This is a genomic window from Corynebacterium sp. HMSC077D03, assembly GCF_001808545.1.
Taxonomy (GTDB): Bacteria; Actinomycetota; Actinomycetes; order Mycobacteriales; family Mycobacteriaceae; genus Corynebacterium; species Corynebacterium simulans.
Window position 1 is genome coordinate 70,737 of record NZ_KV793692.1, and the last position, 15,894, is coordinate 86,630.

Here is a 15,894-nt window from a genome sequence, read left to right on the forward strand (position 1 = left end):
GAAGATGCACCGCGTGAAAGTTTAGCCTAGGCCCGGGCTAAGAAAGAAATCGGGCCACCACCCGCACTACACGCGCAGCACACGTGCACGCTAGCGCGCACCGCAGGCCAAACGCAGGCGGCCAATCATGCCGTCGAAAGCCACCTGCGGGGTGACGTTCTGCGGCAGCTGCTCGCGGCAGGTACGGATGGCGGACTGAGCGGCAAGCAGCCCATCCTCGCTCACGCGTTGGGCAAGTTCGCCCGCCAGGCCGGCGAAGTCCGGGTGGGTCATGTCCACCTCAGCGCCAACTTTGAGCATGAGCGCATCGCGGTAGATACCGGCAAGATCCACAAGGACAATATCGAGGCCGTCGGCGATGCGGCGTTTAGCGCGCTTCTTATGGAGCTCCTCCAGTTCTTTCAGGGCACTGCGGGCGTCGCGCTGCGCCTTGCTTGCTCCCTTACCCTTGGCGCCGATGCCGAAGGACTGCTCAATTTTGGAGCGCTCCGCTTCTTCGGATTCAGCGTGAGAATCCTTGGCGTCCTTCTCAATGAACTTCAGCAGAGCGGTAACGGATTGGAAGGCCTGGGAGCCGTGGAAGACGTCTTCGGCCAGGTTGATGGCCATGGCGCGACGCTTTTGTGCGGCCGCATCCTGTACCAGGTGGCGGGCACGGCCCACGTGCTGCAGGCTCGTGACGGCGGCCAAGCGAGCATCGTGTTCGCTGGCGCCCTCGGCGACGAGCTGTTTGACCACGCCTTCCACGCTGGGCGAAGGAATATATAGGTGGCGGCACCGCGAGCGCAGGGTCTGGGAGAAATCTTGTGGGTCCGCGGAGGGAGCCACCATGACGATGACGGTGCGCTCCGGCGGCTCCTCCACTGTTTTCAGCAAAGCGTTGGCGGCCTCGTTGCGCAGGCGGTCGGCTTTGTTGAAGATAACCACGCGCCACGGCGCCACGCTGGGGAGGCTCGCCGCACGGCCGATGACGTCGCGGGCCTCGCCGACGGTGATGAATTGTTCCTTAGGGTCGACGAAAACTAGGTCGGTGTGTTTTTGTTGTTCCAATACCGCCCGGCAGGCCGCGCACTGCCCACAACCGGGGTCCCCGTTTTCATCCTTGCTCGTGCACATCAACGCCGCCGCAAAGCACAGCGCCGCCAAAGAGCGGCCCGCCCCAGGAGGACCCGTAAGCAGCCAAGAATGACTCATCGCCCGCAGATCCCCCTCGCCTCGGGCGGCGCGGGCTGCGGCCAAGATGGTCTGGGCCACTGCTGGGGTATCTGCCAATCGTTGCGCAACGCTTCCGGTATTCACTCGCCCTAGCCTACTGGGATAACTAAAGTAATAAATCATGAACAGACTACTGCGTGGCGCCCGCTGGCTCATGGGCACCCAATGGCCGATGTACGCCACGCTCGTTCTGGGATCCAACATCTTAGGCGCCGTGGCGATCATGACCTTCGTGGTCTTCTTCCTGCCGATGCCGGAGATTAAGGACTTTACTTCCGACGTCCCGCACTTGGCGTTAATCGGCGTCCTATATGTTTCCTTTGCCGTGCTCATCGGCATTTCGGTAACCCTGTTACTCTTCCGGCCGGTACTGGACTGGCAGCGCAATCCCGAAGCTCACGATCCAAACATGGTGCGCAACCTGGTGCTGCGCATCCCCAGCTACCAAGCCGCAGTGGCAGGCCTGGTGTGGATCATTGGCATCGTCTTGGCCATCATCATCGCCACCCAATCCTCCGGCAGTCTGGGCCTAGTCGTGGGAGTTTCCACGACCTTGGCCGGCCTGTTGGTGGTGTTGCTTACCTACTTGCAGGCAGAACGCCTCGTGCGCCCCGTGGCGGCGCAGGCAGTGGCCCGCCGCTTCGAGGACTCCACTCTGGAGCCGCCGATTAAGTACCGCCTCATCTATACCTGGGTGATGACCTCCGGCATTCCGCTCGTCGGAATCGCACTGGTGCTCGTGGGCCAGCGCACCGGCATGTTCACGGATAACGCCAACGACATCATGCCCGCGGTCATCGCCCTAGCGCTGACCGCCCTGGGAACGGGTTTTACCGGTACCGTCTTCGCGATGATGAGCGTGGTTGACCCCATCGTCGAGCTACAGGATGCAATCAACCGCGTGCGCCGCGGCGAAAATGATGTGCAGGTCGATATTTATGACGGTTCCGAGTTGGGCGTGTTGCAGGCAGGCTTTAATGAAATGATGCGCGGCCTGCGCGAGCGTCAACGCGTGCGCGATATCTTCGGCCGCTACGTCGGCATCGAGGTCGCCCAGCGCGCACTGGAGGAACGCCCCGAGTTGGGCGGCGAGGACCGCAAGGTAGCCGTTCTTTTCATCGACGTCATCGGCTCCACCACCTTCGCGGTCAACCACACCCCAGAGGAGGTCGTCGAAGAGCTCAACAAGTTCTTCGAGCACGTAGTCGAAGTGGTGCACCGCAACAAGGGCATCATCAACAAGTTCCAGGGCGATGCCGCGCTGGCCGTATTCGGCGCTCCGCTTAACGTCTACGACGCTAACTCCATGGCGCTGCAGGCGGCGCGCGAGCTGCGTCAGGAGCTACGTGGCTTGGAGCTGCAGGCAGGCATCGGCGTCGCGGCGGGTCACGTGGTGGCCGGCCACATCGGCGGCGCGGACCGCTTTGAGTACACCGTCATTGGTGATGCAGTAAACGAGGCGGCCCGCCTGACCGAGCTGGCCAAGGACACTCCGGGCCAGGTCCTGACCAACTCCGCCACGCTGCGCGGTGCCAACGAGGCAGAGCAAGCCCGCTGGACCATGATGAAGTCCATTGAGCTGCGCGGACGACGCCGCATGACACGCCTGGCACGCCCTATCCGCTCCACGCTTGCTGAACGCGCGGAACAATAGCGGAGCAATAGCGGCGCAGTAACCGAGAATTTATTTCATAAAATCTGTAACATGCGCCCCATGACTTCCGCAGTGTCTCAGTCTCGACCTCGCATGATCGTGCCCGACGTAGCTCGTGGTATGGCTCTTCTCGGCATCGCCCTAGCCAACGTCTGCACTGGGTGGATTACCACCTCCCATCCAGACGGCCAGTACTTCGGCGGCATCGATTCCGGCAATGTGTGGGATAAAGCAACTGTGCTCTTTACCGCGATGTTCGCGCATAACCGCGGCTTGCCGATGTTCTCCACGCTCCTGGGCTTCGGTATTGGGCTTATCACCCTGAGCCTTTGGCGCCGCGGCTTCCCGCTCGGCCAGGCGCGCATGGTCATCATCAAGCGCTACGGCTTCCTGGCCCTTTTCGGCATTATCCACCTGGTGTTTATCTTCTATGGCGACATCATGTTTTTCTACGGCTGCTGCGCTTTGGTCATCAGCATGTTTATTTCCCTGCACGATAAAACTCTCAAGAAGATCGCTTATACCCTGCTGACCATCCTTACGGTCCTTGGAATCGGTGCGTTTGTGTTGACGCTTTTGGTTCCGGAATTAGGCATGAATTACGTCAACTTTTCCGAGCTTCCCCAATCCTATGGAAAGTTGGTGCTGGATGGATTATTGATACTGTTGGGGCAGGCTGTTAGCGCTGGGCCGTTCATGCTCATGTACGGACCCATCATGTTGGTGGGCTTTACGTGGGCGCGCCAGGGCACGCTTGCCGACGTCGCGTCTCACCGCACCGAGCTGCGCATCTGGGCGGGCATTACAGCAGTGATCATCTTCGGCGTGGGCCTGCCGTGGGGCCTTGCTACTATCGGCGTGCTCCCCGCGGAAGTCGAGGGGGCCTTCTTTCAGCTCAACACCTTCGTCGGCGTGATTACCGGCCCGGGCATCCTGGCGATGCTCGCGCTGGTGCTAGAGAAGGTGCAGACACTGCCCTGGTGGCTGTGGCCATTTAGTGCGCTGGGTAAGCGCTCGATGAGCGGCTACATCATGCAGTCGATCATCTTCTTCGCGGTGATTTTCCCGTTCACCTTGAACATCGGCTCCCAGTTCTATGCCTCCGGCTTGGCCTTGTTGGCGGTGGGCAACTGGCTGCTCACTCTGCTGCTGGCCTGCCTTCTCGAATACTTTGGCAAGCCGGGCCCGTTCGAGTGGCTGCATCGCCGAATTTCTTATGGCAAGACGATGCGGCCAGAACTAAAAAGGCAACTGCCTAGCGGCATTGAATCACCCGTCAGTGGCGCTCCAGTGCATCGACCAGAAGGAAATGTCCAAGCACGCGGCTAGCGGCCTCGGCGGCGCCCAGCAGGCGGCTATCGCGCAGCGGGTTGACGGGCAGGGTGCGTGCGAGGGTAAGCCCCTCTGAAAAGAGGATGAGGTTGGCGCCGTGGCTCGCGCCCTTCGTGGCGTCTGCGCGCAAGGCTGGATCCCCTGCGAGCGCCGAAGTGGCGGCGACAGCCGCACCAGCCACTGCGGTGGCCGCTCGGTAGCGACCCTTAGAAATGGCAAGGCCGCCAGCCCAAGCGCCGATGCGCAGGCCCCAGCCCAGCTTATCGTTGCGCTGCGCACGCAAAAGATACAGATAAGCCCCGTGATGCAAGGCAATGGCGGCAATGCCTAGAGCATTCGGTTCGCCGCGCTTGCAGTACTGGCCCACCGAACCGGCAGCAAGGCCACCGCGCAGCACCGGGTTCGCCGTTTGGGTGCATAGAGTAGCTATTACCACGGCGTCGAGAAGCTGGGGCTCAAACCCGAAGATGCGCGCCCAAGCGCTGGCCTCCCCGGCGGCTAGAAACCCTAGGCGCGCGGGGTGGCCGGCGGGATCGGTGATTGCGGGATATACCGCCCGCCACAGCGCGGCGGCGCCCTGTTCAGTGCGTTGCAGGAAGTCCATCGCTACTTGCGGCTGCCTGCCTTGACCACGTTCTTAGTGCCTGGCGAAGGCTTCTTCGCCGATTTCTTGGTTGCCTTCTTTGTGGACTTCTTGGTCGATTTTTTGGTCGACTTCTTACCAGACTTCTTGGTGGTCTTCTTCTTACCACCATCCGCGGCTTCCTTGGCACGGCGCTCGGACAACAGCTCGTTGGCACGGGCGTCGGTAAGCGTTGCGGGATCGTCGCCGCGGCGCAGCGAAGCATTCGTGGTGCCATCGGTGACGTACGGGCCAAAACGGCCATCCTTGACGGACATCGGCTTGCCGGAGACGTCATTGTCACCCAGCTGCTTCAGCGGCGGCTGCGCGGCGGCGCGGCCACGGCGCTTCGGCTCCGCGTAGATGCGGCGCGCCTCGTCCAAGGTGATGGAGAAGATCTGCTCTTCGTTAGCCAGCGAGCGGGAATCGCTGCCCTTCTTCAGGTACGGGCCATAGCGGCCATTCTGTGCGGTGATGACCTCGTTATCGGAAGGATCCACGCCCACCTCACGCGGCAGGGAAAGCAGCTGCAGGGCCTGCTCCAGGGTGACCGAAGAAGGCTCCATGGAGCTAAACAGCGAAGCGGTGCCAGGCTTGAGCTTTTCGTCGATGTACTCGGCGATGCGCTTTTCCTTCTGCTTTTCCGCAGTCTTGGTCTCCCAGTTCTTGGCGCGCTTGCCTTCCTCGGCGCGCTGCTTATCCTCAGCCTCGCGCTCCTGCTTGACCACCTCGAGGGCCTCGGCCTCAGCCTTCTCGCGCTCATCCTCGCGCACCTGCTCGGTGACATACGGGCCGAAGCGGCCTTCCTTGGCCACGATCATGCGGCCATTGGCGGGGTTCTCACCCAGCTCGCGGCCACCCTGCGGGGTGGCAAAGAGCTTCTCAGCGAGCTCTTCACCCAGCTCATCCGGGGTGGTGGTCTCAGAAAGGTTGGCGCGCTGATACTCCGGTGTGCCGTCCTCGGCCGTGCCCACCACGCGCTCGATGTACGGGCCATAGCGGCCGACGCGCACGAAGACGTCGCGGCCTTCCGAGTCGGTGTAGAGCAGCAAGGAGTTGACCTTGCGAGCGTCGATGGCCTCAAGGTTGATATCGATAAGGGACTTCAAGCCGCCGTGGCGCGCGATGGAATCCGCCTTCTGCTCCTTGGCCTCAGCATTGCCAAAGTAGAAGCCCTTGAGCCATTCGGTACCGTTCTCGTTACCAGTGGCAATCGCGTCGAGCTCGTCTTCCATCGAGGAAGTAAAGTCATAGTCCACCAGCTCGGTGAAGTTGTCTTCCATCAGGCCGATGACCGCGAAGGCAACCCAAGACGGCACCAGGGCGTTGCCGCGCGAGAGCACGTAGCCACGGTCCTGGATGGTCTTGATGATGGAGGCATAGGTGGAAGGACGGCCAATGCCCAAATCTTCCATTTTCTTAACCAGGCTGGCCTCGGTATAGCGCGCCGGCGGGTTGGTGGAGTGACCGTCAGCGGAAACTTCCTGGGAGGCCAGCGCGTCGCCCTCGTCGAGGTGCGGCAGGCGGGACTCACCGTCGGAATTCTTGTTAGCCACGTCCTCGTAGGCCTTCAGGAAACCCGGGAAGGTAATGGTGCGGCCGGTGGCGGAGAACTCAACGTCCTGCGCGCCCTCGGTGGTCTTCGCATTCGCAGCCACCGTGACCTTCATGGAGGTTCCCTTGGCATCTGCCATCTGGGAGGCCACGGTGCGCTTCCAAATCAGCTCGTAGAGCTTGAACTCTTCGGCATCGAGGCGGCTCGACAGCTCGCCCGGGGTGGCAAACTTTTCGCCCGCCGGGCGGATCGCCTCGTGGGCCTCCTGGGAATTTTTCACCTTGCGGTCATAGATACGCGGGGAATCAGCGACATACTCCGCGCCAAAGATGGAGCTAGCCGCGCCACGCGCCGCGTTCAGCCCCTGCTTAGACAGCGAGGTCGAGTCGGTACGCATGTAGGTGATGTGACCGTTTTCGTAAAGACGCTGCGCAATGCGCATAGTGCGCTCGGAGGTGTAGTGCAGGCGGCGACCCGCCTCCTGCTGCAGGGTCGAGGTCATAAACGGCGCATAAGGCTTGCGGGTATATGGCTTGTGCTCGACGCTTGTGACGGAGAAAGCGGCGCCTTTCAGGGCGTCGGCAAGCGCCTGTGCGTGCGCCTGCTTGACGACGACCACCTCGTCACTCTTGAGCTTGCCCGAATCATCGAAGTCACGGCCTAGGGCAACACGCTTGCCGTCGATGGCGGTCAGGCGAGCATCGAAAGCTTCCTTCGCCTCAGCCTTCTCGCTGTGCAGGCGAGCGGTAAGATCCCAGTACTCGGCGGAGATGAACGCCATGCGCTCACGCTCACGCTCAACGATGACGCGGGTGGCAACGGACTGCACGCGGCCGGCAGAAAGGCGCGGCATGACCTTCTTCCACAGCACCGGCGAGACCTCGTAGCCGTAAAGGCGGTCCAGGATGCGGCGGGTTTCCTGCGCGTCGATCAGGTTCTCGTCGAGCTCACGGGTGTTTTCTGCCGCCTCCAAGATGGCGGACTTGGTGATCTCGTTGAAGACCATGCGGCGTACCGGCACTTTTGGCTTAAGCACCTCAAGCAGGTGCCACGCAATCGCCTCACCCTCGCGGTCGGGGTCTGTTGCGAGGTAGAGCTGATCGCACTGCTTCAGCTTGGCTTTAAGGTCAGCGACCTTCTTCTTTTTGTCCTGGCTGATGACATAGAGCGGGGTGAAGTCATCCTCGGGGTTGACGCCGAGGCGCGCCCAGGATTCTTTCTTGTGCTTCGCCGGGACGTCGGCGGCGCCGCGTGGGAGATCACGGATGTGTCCCACGGAGGCCTCAACAATGTAATTGTCGCCTAGGTAGGGCTGGATCTTCTTAGCCTTCGTCGCCGACTCGACGATGACCAGGGTTTTCCCGGCTACTTCTGACACTCGACTTCATCCCTTTCGATGATGCGATCAGTTGTCGCTCACACGTTGCTTTTACAACGCTTATACAACACCCTTTGTTGACGCTACGTTAAACGAGCACGATCAAAAGGCAATTGAGCAATAGCGTACAGAAGTTCTTTTACTCTGTACTTATTAGGGCAGCTGCGCTGCCCTACCTGCTGCCTTTCGACATGCACGGTTATACTGGACGCTTTGTCACAGTAACTGGGCACAGTAACAGGCACAGTAACACGAATCGCGTACCCGATGGGGAGGAATGATGGTTGCATCCGTCACCGCATGGATCGAAGTAGTCATGCTAACCCAATGGGTATACCCGCTGGTAGGAACATTGATTTTCCTCGATTGTTTCTTCCCAGTGCTGCCTTCAGAGATCCCGCTCAACATGGTTGGAGCATGGTCGGCCTCGCAGGGCTACCCGCACATCCCCATGATGTTCTTCGTGGCAATTCTGGCCGCCATCGTGGGCGATAACCTGTGCTTCCTGCTCGGCACCCGCCTGATGACGCTGGTCAATCGCGTCCAGAAGGGCACCAAGGCCTACGAGGGCCTGGCTTGGGTCAAGCGCAACATGCGCCGCGGCGGTGGCGCGGCGATTATCATCGCCCGCTTTATCCCTTCGGCCCGCCTTTTCATGACCATCCTGTTGGGCTCGATGCGCTATCCCTGGCCGCTGTTTTTCTTCTTCGACATCATCGGCGTCAGCATCTGGGCCGCGCAGGCGTTGGCCATTGGCTTCGTGGGCGGCAAGGCCTTCTCGGATTCTCCCGCCGTGGCGATGATTGTCAGCATCATCGCCGCCGTCATCATCGGCTTTGGCCTGCAAAAAGCCCAGAATGCGGTGCTCGAGTGGTGGGATACCCGCCGCGGATATGCAGAAACCCCTTAAGCCTTTAAAGGCTTAAAGGGGCCGTGTGTGAGCTTTTAAACGCCGCGTTTTAAAGGGCGGTGACGTTCTGGGCCTGCAGCCCCTTTTGACCTTCGGCGACCTCGAAGGAAACCTTCTGGTTTTCCTCCAGGGTGCGGAAGCCGCTGCCCTGAATCTCGGAGTAGTGAACGAAGATGTCGCCGGAGCCATCTTCCATCTCGATAAAGCCGTAGCCCTTTTCTGCGTTGAAGAACTTGACGGTGCCTTGTGCCATGGTGTTTAACCTTCTATGTAAGTGTCTACTAGTAGTGGACAAAGTGGATTGTGGAAAACAAATCTTCGCCAGCACTAACCAAAAGAAAAACACTGAGCCAAGAATTTATCGGCCTAGCACCCAGTGTGGCACGTTTGGTTAGCTGGCGATAGCTCGCCACGTAAATCTTTTTAGAAAGGGGGTAGCGTGCCCAACCCCCTCGGCCAAGAATTAGTCGAGCTGCTGCAACGCCGCTTCGATGAAACAACGTTTACTTCCGTCACCACTTTAGAGGCAAAACCTGCCCAGTTCGGGCCGTGGCCAGAGTGGGTTTTGCCGGGACTTAAAACCTATTTGCAGGGCCATGACGTGGCAAAGCTTTATTCGCACCAGGTTAAAGTGGCCGAAGAAGCATGGCGGGGCAACGACGTCGTGGTTGCCACCGGCACTTCCTCCGGCAAATCTTTGGGTTATCTCCTTCCCGTCCTGACTAGGCTGGCGGAAGAGCCCACCGCGTGCGCTTTGTATATCACCCCCACTAAGGCGTTGGGCTCGGATCAGCTGCACGCGGTTTTGCAGATATGCCGCGAAGTTGAGCAGTTGCGCGGTGTGGTCGCGGCGCCTTACGACGGCGATTCGCCCACCGAATCCAGACCCGGCATCCGGGACGATGCGCGCTTTATCTTTTCGAATCCAGACATGATCCACATGTCGATGCTGGCCTCGCATCAGCGCTGGGCGCGTTTCCTGCGGCACTTGCGCTTCATCGTCGTAGATGAGTGCCACTCCTATCGGGGAGTATTTGGCGCGAATGTGGCGTTGGTTTTGCGCCGCTTGCTGCGCTTATGCGAACACTATGGCGCGCATCCGGTGGTGATTTCTGCCTCGGCCACGATGAAGGACCCCGCACTGCATGCGCAGCGCCTTACCGGGCGTGACACGGTTGCGGTCACAGAAGACGGCGCTCCCACGGGTGCGCGGACGGTGGCACTTTGCGAGCCCGGGTTCATCGATGGTGCGGAGGGCGAAAATGGCGCTCCCGTGCGCTATGCCGCAACCACCGAGTCTGCCGGGATGATGGCGACTTTGGTGGCAGAAGGCGCCCGCACTCTTACCTTTGTGCGTTCCCGGCGCGCCGCGGAGACGGTGGCCTTGCGCACCGCGGAGGAGCTATCTGGTTCCCTCGGACGGCCCGATTTCGCCCGTCGCATCGCGGCTTATCGGGCGGGTTACTTAGCTGAGGACCGGCGCAAGTTAGAGCACGCGCTTGACGACGGCACGCTGCTCGGCGTCGCCACCACCTCCGCGCTGGAGCTAGGCATTGACGTCGGCGGCCTTGATGCCGTGGTCATTGCGGGCTTTCCAGGAACGGTGGCTAGCTTCTGGCAGCAGGCAGGCCGCGCGGGAAGACGCGGGCAAGGCTCCGTGGTGGTCTTGGTCGCGCGCGACGAGCCGATGGATACCTACTTGGTGAATCATCCGGAGGCCCTGCTGGGAAGGCCGGTGGAGGCCAGCGTGTTTAACCCGGCAAATCCCTATATCTTGTTCGGCCATGTCTATTGCGCGGCGGTGGAAAAGCCACTGCAAGATGCGGAGATCGCCCAGCTGGGTGCGCAGGAGGTTGTCCATTCCTTGGCGGAGCGCGGGCTGTTGCGACGCCGCGACCGTGGCTGGTTTGCAGCGCCCATCCCGGCGGGCGAAGAGCTCACCCCAGAGACCGCACACTCGGCGGTATCGTTGCGCGGCGGCGCAGGCGAGGAAGTGATGATCGTGGATTCTTCCGACGGCCGCCTGCTTGGCACCATCGACGCTGGACGCGCCGCCAGCCAGGTCCACCCCGGCGCGGTGTATCTGCATCAGGGCGAAAGCTTCGTGATTGAGCAGCTGCACTTCGCGGACTACCTGGCGCTGGCAATGCCGGAGACGCCGGAATATACAACGACCCCGCGCTCGACTACGGATATCCGCATCGTGCGCGAGGCCGATGAGCTCATCAACTATGCGCCGGGTCTGTGGGTGGCCAACGTAGAAGTGGAAGTAGTCGACCAAGTAACCGGCTACCAGGTGCGCCTGCCCGACGGCACGGTTGGCGATGACATTCCACTGGACATGCCGCAGCAGCGCCTGCACACCCGTGCGGTGGCCTACACCATTGATCCGCTGGCGCTTGCAGCAATGGGTGTGAGCGCCGCCGATACTCCGGGCACTCTGCACGCGGCGGAGCACGCCGCGATTGGCCTGCTACCGCTGATTGCTACCTGCGATAGGTGGGATATCGGCGGCGTGTCCACGGCGCAGCATGCGGATACTGGTCTGCCTACGGTCTTTGTTTACGATGGTCACCCGGGCGGCGCCGGCTTTGCCGATGAAGGCTTCCGCCGCTTCCCGGAGTGGATAGCCACCACGTATGAAACTGTGGTTTCTTGCCCGTGTGAGGCAGGCTGCCCCTCGTGCGTGCAGTCACCAAAGTGCGGCAACGGCAACAACCCGCTGGATAAGGCCGGTGCCATTAAGTTGCTTGGTGCACTGGTGACGATGACGCAGTCAGGGCCCATGCCCACCGAGACCTAGACCGGACCAGCCCGAGCCACCGCCTCCACGCGCCTCACGGCGACAGTGACGATGACATCGCGCTCGATCACGCGGCACTGCCTAACACTGGAGTTGTTGTGCTGCGCGGTCTCCCGCGCCGCGGCACACCCGTCTTGGCCTTTTGCGTGTTCCCACGCGGCCGCCACCGCCGACATGTCGGCGGCAACCTGCGCCTCATGGCGCGCTGCCACGCGGCTGGCCACGGTGACAACGACCAAGAGGAGGGAGACGATGGCAACGATGATCCCCGCATTAACCACGGTGGCATAGCCAGCCTCAGCGTCTTTGCGGCACATCACTGCCCGCCTCCCGCCGAACCCGCTATCTCGGCCGGAAACACTGCCTGCGCTTTCATCTCCCCCAACGGCGAGCGCACGGTGGCTTGTGCGGTGACGAGGCCACCCCTTTCAGCGATGTCGACGCTTACTTTCTCCTGGGAGTAGTCCTCGCCTATCGCATAGGCACGCGCAGCGGCACCGGCGGCGTCGACAGCCGCCAGGTGGGCCGCCATCGTCGCGACACCCGCAACGGCACCGGCTGCAACGATGACCAAAGAGCTCAAGCCGAGGGCTGCCTCAATGGTGACCGAACCGGTATCGCCGCTAAGGCGCCGAACGATGTGAAGATAACAGCGCCGCATTGTTTAACCCGGAGTGTTAGACAAAGCGTCAGTGATGATGGATTCGATAGCGTCTGGCACCTGGCCGCCGTTGATGACGGCATAGAGCACAGCCGCAAGGGCCGCAGCGGCCAGCGAACCCATGGCGTATTCGATGGTGGACATACCGTCGTCATTCTTGAAAGCGGTATTAATCTGAGCAGCAATCTTGTGCATGTTCTCTTCCTTTCCTTGTGGGTGAATTGAGGTGAAAAATGTGTGGTTTACGGTTACAACAGTTGGGAGCCGAGGCTTAAAATCACCGGCACCAATCCCAGGACTATGAAGGCTGGGAGGAAACACACTGCCAGCGGCAGCGCGATGAATACCCCGGCGCGCTCTGCCCGAGCGGTGGCATGAGCTGTGGCTTCCGCCCGCAAGGTTTCGACTAGGCGATGACAGCCCGCGGCAATCGCCGCACCCGATTCCCCGGAAAGCTCCAGTAATCCAGCGAGATCTTCGAGTTGCGGCTGTGCGCGCAGCACGTCCACGGCAGCGGCCAGCGGAGCGCCCACGCCCAGCAGCGTCGCCGCTTCCTTCCAGGCAGCGCACGCGCTTGTCGACGCCACGCCGGCCAAGGCCTCACGTACCGACAGCCCTGCCTCCACGCAGGCGGCGAAGAGCTCTAGGTCGGCGGCCACATCGAGCGGTGCCGGCTGCTTTCCGGGGCCATCCCGCGGAGTCTTGGGCCGCACGAGCCGACGCAGCGGCGCGCTCGTGGGAATGCACAGTGCAAGAGCCAGGCAAAGATAAGTCAGCATGCCGTCGCGCTCCTTAAGATGTAGCGCGACCACGCAAACCCGCCGCAGGCCAGGCCAACCCCGATGACGAGAAGAAGGCCACCAAGTCCGCCTCCTAAAAGCAGCCCCAGCGAATCCGCGCCCATCGCGCCTCCCATGGCGATGCCGGCCAGCGGCAGACATGCCAGGATAAGCGCGGTGGCCTGCGGACCTTGTAGAGAAGACTCCGTGGATTGCGCATGCCGGCGGGCCGCATCCAACTGGGATTGAGCTTGCTCCACCAGCCCCGCCAGCGCCACGCCGTGCAAAGAAGAGAGCCGAATGACTTGGCCTAGCCGCACCACCGCCGGTTCCGTGGCCGCAACGAGCGGACCGTGGATGGCCCCACCGTGGGCGGCCATGCCTGCCGCAGTGCGCAGCGGCACGAGCACGGCGGCGGGGCAATCCGCAGGTAGCGCTTGCACACCACGCTTTAGGGCACCGGCCGTCGTAGCACCGGCCCGCAGATCCGCAGAGACCGTGCCCAGGAACGTGGCGAGTTCTTTGCGGGCGCGCCGGGCCCTCCGCGCGGAGTTGATATCCCGCAGGTACCACACCGCGCAGGCAACGACGCAGAGCACTGCGAGGGCGACGCTTAAGCGGCCAAAGGCATAAAAGCACAGCCCACCACAAAAAACGATTGGCCCAATCAAAAGCGTCGGGACACGCGTGCGCCCTTCCGCTTGATGCAAGCGCCGTGCTGCGGATGGTTGCGCTAAAAGCGCAGCTAAAGCCAGAAAAATAAAAGTCATTGCGCCACTCCTAAGCGCTCAGCAAATTCGCTAAAGCCTTCCCCCGGCCCAGTGTCGGCGCTCCAGATAAGCTGCGGCCGTACCGGATTGCCTTCCAGCACCCCAATGTGTGCCAGGCGCCTTCCCTCAGGCCCTCTTTCCATCGCCAGGACCACATGCACTGCGGCGGCCAGTTGGGAGTGCAACGCCGCCCTGTCCAGCCCACCCAGTGCGGCGAGTGCCTCCATGCGAGCTGGCACCTCCCACACGGAGTTGGCATGCAACGTTCCTGCTCCGCCATCGTGGCCAGTGTTTAATGCGGCGAGCAGGTCCACGACCTCCGCGCCACGAATCTCACCGACCACGATGCGGTCGGGGCGCATACGCAAAGACTGCTGCAGCAACTTAGCCATCGTTATTTCACCGCGGCCTTCTGCATTAGCGCGCCGGGATACTAAAGTCACCACATGCGGATGCAACGGCGCCAACTCCGCGGTGTCTTCGATGACGAGGATGCGCTCGTTCTTAGGCACCGTGCCCAGCAGCGCCGACAATAAAGTGGTCTTTCCCGCACCGGTGCCGCCGATGACGAGGAAGGAAGCATGTTTTTCCACGATGGCCCGCAGCAGCGGCTCCACCTCTTTCGCGATACTCCCGCTGGCAACAAGCTGCTCCAGGCTCGTCTGCGCCTGGCGTAGCACGCGCAAGCTGATGCACGTCCCGCCAGCCGAAGGCGGTGCCAACAAAGCATGCAGGCGCAGCGCAGTGCCATCCCCACGGGCAAGCCGACCATCGGCAAAGGGCTGCGCATCATCGAGGCGCACGCCGGCTACTGCGGCCAGGCGCGTGGCCAGCTGGCGGACTTCGGCATCATCGACAAAGGAAACTGGCGTGGGTTCTAGCCCATTGCCTCGGTCGATAAAGCAACTGCGCGGGCCGTTAACCACGACGTCGCTAAGCCCGGGCTGCGCCAGGATCGGCTCGAGGACTCCCAGGCCCAGGGAATCATGCCGCAGGCGACGCAGCAGATCCAGCACGTCTGCATCGCTGATAACGCCTGCCTCCTGGCGAATCCGGCGCGCGAGCGCCGTAGTGTCAGCCACCAACTCAGGCGACGCTGCCACAATCGTGCGCAACCTATCCAAGAGATTTATCTCGCTCATCCCCGCACCGCCGCTCATGCCAGGACCTCGCCGACAACGTTTTCGGCAGCCCCCCGCAGCCCGCGTGGCAGCCGCCGTAGACCACCCGTATCGGCAGCTTTGGTAAGACCCCGGAGCGTGGGAATTTCGGCAATCGGATCGCGGTGAACAATTTTGGCGATGTCTTCCTTCGAAAGGCCTGACCACTGCCTGTAGCGCACCACTACACTGCATTTTTGTTGTTTGGCCTCCAGCTCCGCCACGAGCTTGGCGCATGCGGCAGTCGGGCGCACCTCAGCAGCCGTTAGGATTACGACATGCTCGCAGGCCTGTGGGATTTCAAGGGGCGAGCAATCGAAAACTGCCCCGGCTGGGTGCATCGCGGCAGCCTGAAAAATAGCCTCCCGGCGCGCCGGCTTAATACTCGGCTGGCCTGCATGGCCACTCCGCGCAGCAGCCAAAATTCCCAGTTCGCCTACTCGCGGCAACGCGCGATGTAGATCCACTGCGTTTACGCTTCCGCTACCTGCCGCAAGATCCGGCCAACGCGCTCCCGGCTCCTCCTCGATTCCTGCCAGTAGGTCAAGCCCACCGGAGTAAGAGGTGGCGTCGATAAGCAGTCCGGCCCCTGCCACGCTCGCCACGGCATAAGCAAAAGTCGAAGTTCCTACTCCCCCTGCCGCGCCAACTATGGCCAACGCGAAGTTATTGCCGCTTGTCTGCTGCGGCCGGACTCGATCCGCCAAAGCGCTCAAAAGCTGTTTCGATTCCGCCGGAATGATAAAAGCCTCGGCGCTGCGGCACTTCATGGCGGCCTCATAATCAATGGGTCCTGGATCTGCTGCTACGAAAAGCACTGGTGCCCTACTGTGGCTGGCGACTAATTCTGCGGTGAGCTTATCCGCAACGATGACCGTGGCTTTCGGCAGGTACCGCGCGAAGTCACGCGGGTCCTCAACCGCAGTAACCTGCGCGCTCGTCGCCGCTGCCGCGGCAATTACTTCCACCCGCAGCGCGGAATCTCCCACTGCGATAGCGATGCTGGCGTCGTATGAACTCATGCCTCCAGCATTGGTGAAGCGATATCCCCAGCA

15 protein-coding genes are annotated in these 15,894 nt (G+C 61.7%); 4 read left to right on the plus strand and 11 right to left on the minus strand.

Annotated features, from left to right (window positions below; translation table 11 throughout):
* Window positions 1-90: 90 nt before the first annotated feature.
* Entirely contained in the window at window positions 91-1,338 is a 1,248-nt protein-coding gene (locus tag HMPREF2888_RS07915) for a DNA polymerase III subunit delta' (RefSeq protein ID WP_083296627.1), read from the minus strand.
* Between HMPREF2888_RS07915 and HMPREF2888_RS07920 the strand changes: the two genes are divergently transcribed.
* A complete protein-coding gene (locus HMPREF2888_RS07920; protein ID WP_070518621.1) occupies window positions 1,337-2,869 on the plus strand; it encodes an adenylate/guanylate cyclase domain-containing protein in 1,533 nt (510 codons plus the stop codon). The two genes, HMPREF2888_RS07915 and HMPREF2888_RS07920, sit on opposite strands and share 2 nt — an antisense overlap.
* Before the next feature lie 60 nt (window positions 2,870-2,929).
* On the plus strand, window positions 2,930-4,198 hold the full coding sequence (locus HMPREF2888_RS07925) for a DUF418 domain-containing protein (protein ID WP_246815054.1): 1,269 nt from the start codon (window positions 2,930-2,932) through the stop codon (window positions 4,196-4,198).
* On the opposite strand, the gene HMPREF2888_RS07930 is transcribed toward HMPREF2888_RS07925, so the two are convergent.
* Both HMPREF2888_RS07930 and topA read right to left on the minus strand, forming a co-directional pair.
* A complete protein-coding gene (locus HMPREF2888_RS07930; protein WP_070518623.1) occupies window positions 4,146-4,805 on the minus strand; it encodes a hypothetical protein in 660 nt (219 codons plus the stop codon). The genes HMPREF2888_RS07925 and HMPREF2888_RS07930 overlap by 53 nt on opposite strands.
* Before the next feature lie 2 nt (window positions 4,806-4,807).
* Window positions 4,808-7,756 (minus strand): type I DNA topoisomerase, encoded by a 2,949-nt coding sequence (gene topA / locus HMPREF2888_RS07935; protein WP_070518625.1) that lies wholly within the window; start codon window positions 7,754-7,756, stop codon window positions 4,808-4,810.
* Window positions 7,757-8,036: 280 nt separating this feature from the next.
* Here topA and HMPREF2888_RS07940 point away from each other — a divergent pair, with 280 nt between their 5' ends.
* Complete coding sequence (locus HMPREF2888_RS07940; protein ID WP_062044397.1) at window positions 8,037-8,666, plus strand: DedA family protein; 630 nt, start codon at window positions 8,037-8,039, stop codon at window positions 8,664-8,666.
* Between the two features lie 49 nt (window positions 8,667-8,715).
* On the opposite strand, the gene HMPREF2888_RS07945 is transcribed toward HMPREF2888_RS07940, so the two are convergent.
* On the minus strand, window positions 8,716-8,919 hold the full coding sequence (locus tag HMPREF2888_RS07945) for a cold-shock protein (RefSeq protein WP_061920226.1): 204 nt from the start codon (window positions 8,917-8,919) through the stop codon (window positions 8,716-8,718).
* Window positions 8,920-9,105: 186 nt separating this feature from the next.
* Between HMPREF2888_RS07945 and HMPREF2888_RS07950 the strand changes: the two genes are divergently transcribed.
* A complete protein-coding gene (locus tag HMPREF2888_RS07950) occupies window positions 9,106-11,469 on the plus strand; it encodes a DEAD/DEAH box helicase (protein WP_070456056.1) in 2,364 nt (787 codons plus the stop codon).
* Here HMPREF2888_RS07950 and HMPREF2888_RS07955 read toward each other — a convergent pair.
* The 7 genes from HMPREF2888_RS07955 to ssd are packed head-to-tail and all read right to left on the minus strand — an operon-like array spanning window position 11,466 to window position 15,861.
* Window positions 11,466-11,786: an Rv3654c family TadE-like protein gene (locus HMPREF2888_RS07955; RefSeq protein ID WP_062036140.1), complete on the minus strand. Its 321-nt coding sequence runs from the start codon at window positions 11,784-11,786 to the stop codon at window positions 11,466-11,468. The two genes, HMPREF2888_RS07950 and HMPREF2888_RS07955, sit on opposite strands and share 4 nt — an antisense overlap.
* Complete coding sequence (locus HMPREF2888_RS07960; RefSeq protein ID WP_061920220.1) at window positions 11,786-12,130, minus strand: hypothetical protein; 345 nt, start codon at window positions 12,128-12,130, stop codon at window positions 11,786-11,788. The genes HMPREF2888_RS07955 and HMPREF2888_RS07960 overlap by 1 nt, the downstream gene beginning before the upstream one ends.
* A gap of 3 nt (window positions 12,131-12,133) precedes the next feature.
* A complete protein-coding gene (locus HMPREF2888_RS07965; protein WP_061920217.1) occupies window positions 12,134-12,325 on the minus strand; it encodes a DUF4244 domain-containing protein in 192 nt (63 codons plus the stop codon).
* A gap of 53 nt (window positions 12,326-12,378) precedes the next feature.
* Complete coding sequence (locus HMPREF2888_RS07970; protein ID WP_062042560.1) at window positions 12,379-12,909, minus strand: type II secretion system F family protein; 531 nt, start codon at window positions 12,907-12,909, stop codon at window positions 12,379-12,381.
* Entirely contained in the window at window positions 12,903-13,679 is a 777-nt protein-coding gene (locus tag HMPREF2888_RS07975) for a type II secretion protein F (protein WP_070518626.1), read from the minus strand. Before HMPREF2888_RS07975 ends, HMPREF2888_RS07970 begins: the two co-directional genes overlap by 7 nt.
* Window positions 13,676-14,821 carry a TadA family conjugal transfer-associated ATPase gene (locus HMPREF2888_RS07980; protein WP_070497020.1) on the minus strand — a complete coding sequence of 382 codons (1,146 nt, stop codon included), beginning with the start codon at window positions 14,819-14,821 and terminating at the stop codon, window positions 13,676-13,678. Before HMPREF2888_RS07980 ends, HMPREF2888_RS07975 begins: the two co-directional genes overlap by 4 nt.
* Window positions 14,822-14,835: 14 nt before the next feature.
* Window positions 14,836-15,861, minus strand: a complete 1,026-nt coding sequence (gene ssd, locus HMPREF2888_RS07985; RefSeq protein WP_070518628.1) for a septum site-determining protein Ssd — start codon at window positions 15,859-15,861, stop codon at window positions 14,836-14,838.
* Between the last annotated feature and the right edge of the window lie 33 nt (window positions 15,862-15,894).